Genomic DNA, 6176 nt, shown 5'->3' with positions numbered 1-6176 from the left:
AAGTGGGGCGCATTATAAGGGGATTCAAAACCCCGTCAACCCTTATTTCAAAAAAGTTTCAAACCGCCCTGCCCCGTCCCAGTAAACGAGGGACACGCCGCCACACCGGCGGAATACGCACAATCATCAATACTGCCCCGACAGCCGCGTATATCACCCACTCTTGCAGGTCCGAGCGAACGATCCAGAGGAAATGCAACAATCCTAAGCCGAGAATCCCATAGGCCAACCGGTGCAACTTCTTCCATCGCGCCCCGAGCCGTCGCTGACTGTAACGATTAGACGTCGCTGCCAGCGCCAGCAGGCCAAGAAAGCCCAGCGCTCCCACGATGATGTAAGGGCGCTTGCGCAACTCGACGCCCAACTGCCCCCAGTCCAACCCGAGGATGAAGACAATATAGGAAGCCATGTGCAGGACGACGTAAGCGAAGCACCACAATCCCAGTTGCCGCCGCACGACGATCCAACCGGGCCATCCTGTAAGCCTCTGCAACGGCGTCATGCTCAAGGTGACCAGCAGGAAGGTCAACGCGCCAAGACCCAGGCGATCCACCAGGATCTTGCCAGGGTCTGGCCCCAGCAGATTCATCGCCGCTTCATATAGCCACCACCCGGGAAGCGCACACCCCATCAGGAAAATGGCCAAGCGAAACCAGGGATAACGCATCAGTAGTTCTTCCGCAGATCGAGCCCCGTATACAGCGACGCCACTTCATCGGCGTAGCCATTGAACATCAGGGTATCGCGCACATTGGGACTGAAGAGCCCGCTGGGCAAACGCCTTTCCCTGGCCTGGCTCCAGCGCGGGTGGTCGACCATCGGATTGACGTTGGCATAGAAGCCATACTCCGTAGGCGCCAGGCTCTCCCATGTGGTGCTCGGCCGCTCCGCCACCAGGCTCATGCGCACGATCGACTTGATACTCTTGAACCCGTACTTCCATGGCACTACCAAGCGCAACGGCGCGCCGTTCTGATTGGCCAACTCCCGGCCATACATGCCTACCGCCAGAATCGCCAAGGGATGCATCGCCTCGTCCAGGCGCAGCCCCTCCACATAGGGCCAGTCGATCAAGGCAAAGCCAGAGCGCTGCCCAGGCATGCTCTGCGGATCCTGCAGCGTCTCGAAACGTACATAGCGCGCCTTGGAATTCGGCTCGACCTGCTTGAGCACCTGCGCCAATGGAAAACCCAGCCAGGGAATGACCATCGACCAGGCCTCGACACAACGCAACCGGTAGATGCGCTCTTCGAGCTGGTAGGGTTTGACGAAGTCTTCCAAGGCATAGCGACCGGGCTTGGCCACTTCACCGTCGACCACCAGGCTCCAGGGCTCGGTCTTAAGCGCACCGGCATTTGCCGCCGGATCCCCCTTGTCGGGGCCGAATTCATAGAAGTTGTTGTAGTGAGTGGCGTCCTTGAACGGCGTGATCGCTTCGTCCTTGACCGTCACAGCCTGCCAGCGCGTGGCTGCCAGCTTGTCGGTGAACCAGCCGGGCGCGGCACTAGGCGCGACGTCAGCATAGCGCGACGCCTCGACAGCCGAACCCGCACGCGGCAACGCGCCAAGGGCCAGCCCTGCGAGGGAAGCCCCAAGCACTGTACGCCTGGAAAGATAGAGTCTTTCGGGGGTGATCTCCGACGCTTTGCAATCGGACGATCTGGGAGACTTGATAAGCATGACGGCTCCACAGCACAGGCAACGGATGTACCTGTAAGACTATGGAGCCGGAGGGTTATTCCAACATTAACGCTTTGTCAGCTTTTGCGGCGACGGCCACGCAGCAGGTACTGCACAGGGCCGGAAATCGCGTAGCCGAGGAAGATCAGCAGCAGGATTCGCGGCGGGTCGCTGAACACCACCGCGAACACCAGCACCACAGCCAGGATGGCCACGAAGGGCACACGCCCCTTGAGGTCCAGCTCCTTGAAGCTGTTGTACTTGATGTTGCTGACCATCAGCATGCCGGCAGCCGCCACCAGCAAGGCGACCAGGAACGACAGCTTGGAGCCCTGGATGCCATAGTCGCTGAAGGCCCATACGGTGCCGGCGACCACACCGGCGGCAGCCGGGCTGGCCAGGCCGATGAAGTAGCGCTTGTCAGCGGTGCCGACCTGGGTGTTGAAGCGCGCCAGACGCAATGCCGCGCCAGCGACATAGATGAAGGCAACCATCCAGCCGACCTTGCCCATGTCGCCCAGCGCCCAGACGAACGCCAGCAAGGCAGGCGCAACGCCAAAGGCCGCCATGTCCGACAGCGAGTCGTACTCGGCACCGAAGGCACTCTGGGTGTTGGTCATGCGTGCAACACGACCATCGAGGCTATCGAGGACCATGGCCACGAAGATGGCGATCGCGGCGAAGGCGAAGTACTTGCTCGCTTCACGCGGGTCGCCCGCACTTAGGTAACCGTGGGCGCTGATGGAGCTGACGATGGAATAGAAACCGGCAAACAGGTTGGCGGTCGTGAACAGGTTGGGTAGCAGGTAGATGCCACGGTGACGGACCTTGCGCCCTTCGGCGTCATGTCCTTCTTCAATATGCTCATCGACAGGTAGCAGGCTTTCGGCGTCGGAGGGCTTGTTCGGCTCTTCGGGACGTTCGCTCATGAAAAGTACCTTGCAACTGGGGTGGAAAATGTTCGACACGGGCCTGCGAAACAGGTTCTGACGGCAAGCCACTGGTCGCTTTATACCAGAAGCAGGCCACGTAAACGAAAAAACGCGGCCGAAGCCGCGTTTTTCATGTTACCGACGCAAGACTTAGTTCTTGGTCTTATCGACGATCTTGTTGGCCGCGATCCAAGGCATCATGGAGCGCAGTTGCTCACCGATGACTTCGATGCCGTGAGCGGCGTTGTTACGACGCTTGGCGGTCATCGATGGATAGTTGGTGGCGCCTTCGGAGATGAACATCTTCGCGTACTCGCCGTCCTGAATGCGCTTCAGAGCGTTGCGCATGGCCTTGCGGGATTCTTCGTTGATGACTTCCGGACCGGTGACGTACTCACCGTACTCGGCGTTGTTGGAGATCGAGTAGTTCATGTTGGCGATACCGCCTTCGTACATGAGGTCAACGATCAGCTTCAGCTCGTGCAGGCACTCGAAGTAGGCCATTTCCGGCGCGTAGCCCGCTTCGACCAGGGTTTCGAAACCGGCCTTGACCAGCTCGACGGTACCACCGCACAGAACGGCCTGCTCACCGAACAGGTCGGTTTCGGTCTCATCCTTGAAGGTGGTTTCGATGATGCCGGTACGGCCACCGCCGACGCCCGAGGCGTACGACAGAGCAACGTTCTTGGCGTTGCCAGAGGCGTCTTGATAGACGGCGATCAGGTCAGGGATGCCGCCGCCCTTGACGAACTCGGAGCGAACGGTGTGACCCGGAGCCTTCGGCGCGATCATGATCACGTCGAGGTCGGCACGCGGAACGACTTGGTTGTAGTGGATCGAGAAGCCATGGGAGAAGGCCAGGGTAGCGCCCTTCTTGATGTTCGGCTCGATTTCGTTCTTGTACAGGGCGCCTTGGAACTCGTCCGGGGTCAGGATCATGACCAGGTCGGCAGCGGCGACGGCGGTGGCAACGTCAGCGACTTTCAGGCCATGGGCTTCTGCCTTGGCAACGGTGGCCGAACCTTTACGCAGACCGACGGTAACGTCCACACCGGAGTCCTTCAGGTTGCACGCCTGGGCGTGACCCTGGGAGCCGTAACCGATGATGGCGACTTTCTTGCCCTGGATGATGGAAAGGTCGCAGTCTTTGTCGTAATAAACTTTCATGAAATACCCCTGTTATATCTCGGCTCCACGGAGCCATCACTGATTCTTGTATGCGTATTCAGATACTGAGCACTTTGTCGCCACGGGCAATGCCGGTAACGCCGCTGCGCACGGTTTCCAGGATCGACGCGGTGCCAATAGCCTGGATGAAGCTGTCCAGCTTATCGCTGGTGCCGCTCAGTTGCACGGTGTACACGCTGGCGGTGACATCGACGATCTGGCCACGGAAGATATCCGTGGTGCGCTTGATCTCGGCGCGCTGGGCGCCGGTGGCCTTGACCTTGACCAGCATCAGCTCGCGCTCGATGTGAGCACTTTCCGACAGATCGACGAGTTTGACCACTTCGACCAGCTTGTTCAGGTTCTTGGTGATCTGCTCGATCACTTCGTCATGACCAACGGTCGTGAGGGTCAGGCGCGACAGAGTCGGGTCCTCGGTCGGCGCCACGGTCAGGCTTTCGATGTTGTAGTTACGCTGGGAGAACAGACCGACCACGCGAGACAAGGCACCGGGTTCGTTTTCCAACAGCAAGGAAATGATGTGCCGCATATCAGGTACGCTCCGTCTTGCTCAGCCACATGTCACGCATCGAGCCGTCCTTGATCTGCATTGGATAGACGTGCTCGGTCCTGTCGACCGCGATGTCGATGAACACCAGGCGGTCCTTCATCGCGAAAGCCTCTTCCAGTTTTGGCTTGAGGTCCTTCAGGCTGGTGATGCGGATACCCACATGGCCATAGGCCTCAACCAGCTTGACGAAGTCAGGCAGCGACTCCACGTAGGAGTGCGAGTGACGGCCGCTGTAGGCCATGTCCTGCCATTGACGAACCATGCCCAACACACCGTTGTTCAGGTTGACGATCTTCACCGGCAGGTCGTACTGCATGCAGGTGGACAGCTCCTGGATGTTCATCTGGATACTGCCTTCACCGGTCACGCAGGCCACGTCCTGTTCAGGGAAGTTGAGCTTGATGCCCATCGCCGCCGGGAAGCCGAAGCCCATGGTGCCCAGGCCGCCGGAGTTGACCCAACGATTTGGCTTGTTGAAGCGGTAGTACTGCGCCGCGAACATCTGGTGCTGACCGACATCGGAGGTGATGAAAGCATCGCCCTTGGTCACTTCGCACAGGGTTTCGATCACGGTCTGCGGCTTGATGACGCTGCCGTCGCCCTTGTCGTAAGGGAACAGGCCGCGGTCACCGCGCCACTCGTCGATCTGCTTCCACCAGGCATCGAGTGCCGCCTTGTCAGGCTGCTCGCCGATTTCCTTGAGGATGGCCAGCATCTCGGTGAGCACGCTTTCCACCGGGCCCACGATCGGCACGTCGGCCTTGATCATCTTGGAGATCGACGCCGGGTCGATGTCGATGTGAATGATCTTGGCGTTCGGGCAGAACTTGGCCGGGCCATTGACCACGCGGTCGTCGAAACGCGCACCGACAGCGAAGATCACGTCTGCATTGTGCATCGCCATGTTGGCGGTGTAGCTGCCGTGCATGCCGAGCATACCGATGAACTGACGATCGGTGCCCGGGAAGCCACCCAGCCCCATCAGGGTATTGGTGACTGGCAGATTCAACGACTTGGCAATCTCGGTAAGGGCTTCGGAGCCGCCGCCAAGAATGACGCCACCGCCGGAATAGACCACCGGACGCTTGGCTGCCAAGAGCATCTCGGCCGCTTTGCGGATCTGGCCGGAATGACCGCGGACAGCCGGGCTGTAGGAGCGCAGCTTGACCTTCTTGGGATAGACGTATTCGAACTTCTCGGCCGGGTTGGTCATATCTTTTGGAATATCGACCACGACCGGGCCGGGACGGCCGGATTGCGCCAGGTAGAAGGCTTTTTTCAGGACTTCGGGAATTTCCGAGGCGTGCTTGACCATGAAGCTATGCTTCACGATCGGCCGGGAAATACCAATCATGTCGGTTTCCTGGAAGGCATCGGTACCTACCATGGTGCTAGGCACCTGGCCGGACAGGATGACCATCGGAATCGAGTCCATATAGGCAGTGGCAATGCCGGTGATGGCATTGGTCGCGCCTGGGCCGGAAGTCACTAGCACCACGCCGGCCTTGCCGGTGGCACGGGCGTAACCGTCCGCCATATGGGTGGCAGCCTGCTCGTGACGAACCAGGATGTGGTTGATCTCCGGTTCCTTGAACAGGGCGTCGTAAACATGAAGGAGAGCACCGCCAGGGTACCCATAGATGTGCTTAACGCCTTCGTCACGCAAGAAGCGGACGACCATCTCAGCGCCAGATAAAAGCTCCACGTTGTTCACCTCTAAAACGCCAGAATACCGTCCTCAATGGACGGGTCTTAATAGGTTTACTGCCAAGCAGAGCATGAGCGAACGTCAGCACTGACTGAGCAAGTATTGGGAGCGCCCCAGA

General features: G+C 59.4%; 6 protein-coding genes. All 6 read right to left on the bottom strand.

All coding sequences use genetic code 11. The annotated features are described in order from the left end of the window. Positions 1-58: 58 nt before the first annotated feature. Positions 59-667, bottom strand: coding sequence for a protein-methionine-sulfoxide reductase heme-binding subunit MsrQ (msrQ, locus tag ABOA88_RS15225; protein ID WP_367851746.1), 609 nt, complete (start codon positions 665-667; stop codon positions 59-61). Continuing rightward, the gene (msrP, locus tag ABOA88_RS15220) at positions 667-1680 is read right to left on the bottom strand and encodes a protein-methionine-sulfoxide reductase catalytic subunit MsrP (RefSeq protein ID WP_196170103.1); all 1014 of its coding nucleotides are present in this window, start codon (positions 1678-1680) and stop codon (positions 667-669) included. Before msrP ends, msrQ begins: the two co-directional genes overlap by 1 nt. Before the next feature lie 77 nt (positions 1681-1757). Continuing rightward, positions 1758-2609 (bottom strand): CDP-diacylglycerol--serine O-phosphatidyltransferase, encoded by an 852-nt coding sequence (pssA, locus tag ABOA88_RS15215; RefSeq protein ID WP_043215775.1) that lies wholly within the window; start codon positions 2607-2609, stop codon positions 1758-1760. A 153-nt stretch (positions 2610-2762) separates the two neighbouring features. Further along, positions 2763-3779 carry a ketol-acid reductoisomerase gene (gene ilvC, locus ABOA88_RS15210; RefSeq protein WP_043215774.1) on the bottom strand — a complete coding sequence of 339 codons (1017 nt, stop codon included), beginning with the start codon at positions 3777-3779 and terminating at the stop codon, positions 2763-2765. A gap of 58 nt (positions 3780-3837) precedes the next feature. Continuing rightward, entirely contained in the window at positions 3838-4329 is a 492-nt protein-coding gene (ilvN, locus tag ABOA88_RS15205) for an acetolactate synthase small subunit (RefSeq protein ID WP_003250040.1), read from the bottom strand. A 1-nt stretch (position 4330) separates the two neighbouring features. Further along, complete coding sequence (locus ABOA88_RS15200) at positions 4331-6055, bottom strand: acetolactate synthase 3 large subunit (protein WP_367851747.1); 1725 nt, start codon at positions 6053-6055, stop codon at positions 4331-4333. Positions 6056-6176: the final 121 nt, after the last annotated feature.

Origin of the sequence: Pseudomonas sp. PKS (assembly GCF_051913525.1) — a bacterium.
GTDB classification, from domain to species: domain Bacteria; phylum Pseudomonadota; class Gammaproteobacteria; order Pseudomonadales; family Pseudomonadaceae; genus Aquipseudomonas; species Aquipseudomonas guariconensis_D.
This window is presented reverse-complemented; position numbering and strand designations above follow the sequence as displayed.

Excerpts from the sequence above, each read along its gene's own strand:
- pssA (WP_043215775.1), bottom strand. The coding sequence starts at position 2,609 with ATGAGCGAACGTCCCGAAGAGCCGAACAAGCCCTCCGACGCCGAAAGC.
- ilvC (WP_043215774.1), bottom strand. The coding sequence starts at position 3,779 with ATGAAAGTTTATTACGACAAAGACTGCGACCTTTCCATCATCCAGGGC.
- ilvN (WP_003250040.1), bottom strand. The coding sequence starts at position 4,329 with ATGCGGCACATCATTTCCTTGCTGTTGGAAAACGAACCCGGTGCCTTG.
- msrQ (WP_367851746.1), bottom strand. The coding sequence starts at position 667 with ATGCGTTATCCCTGGTTTCGCTTGGCCATTTTCCTGATGGGGTGTGCG.
- msrP (WP_196170103.1), bottom strand. The coding sequence starts at position 1,680 with ATGCTTATCAAGTCTCCCAGATCGTCCGATTGCAAAGCGTCGGAGATC.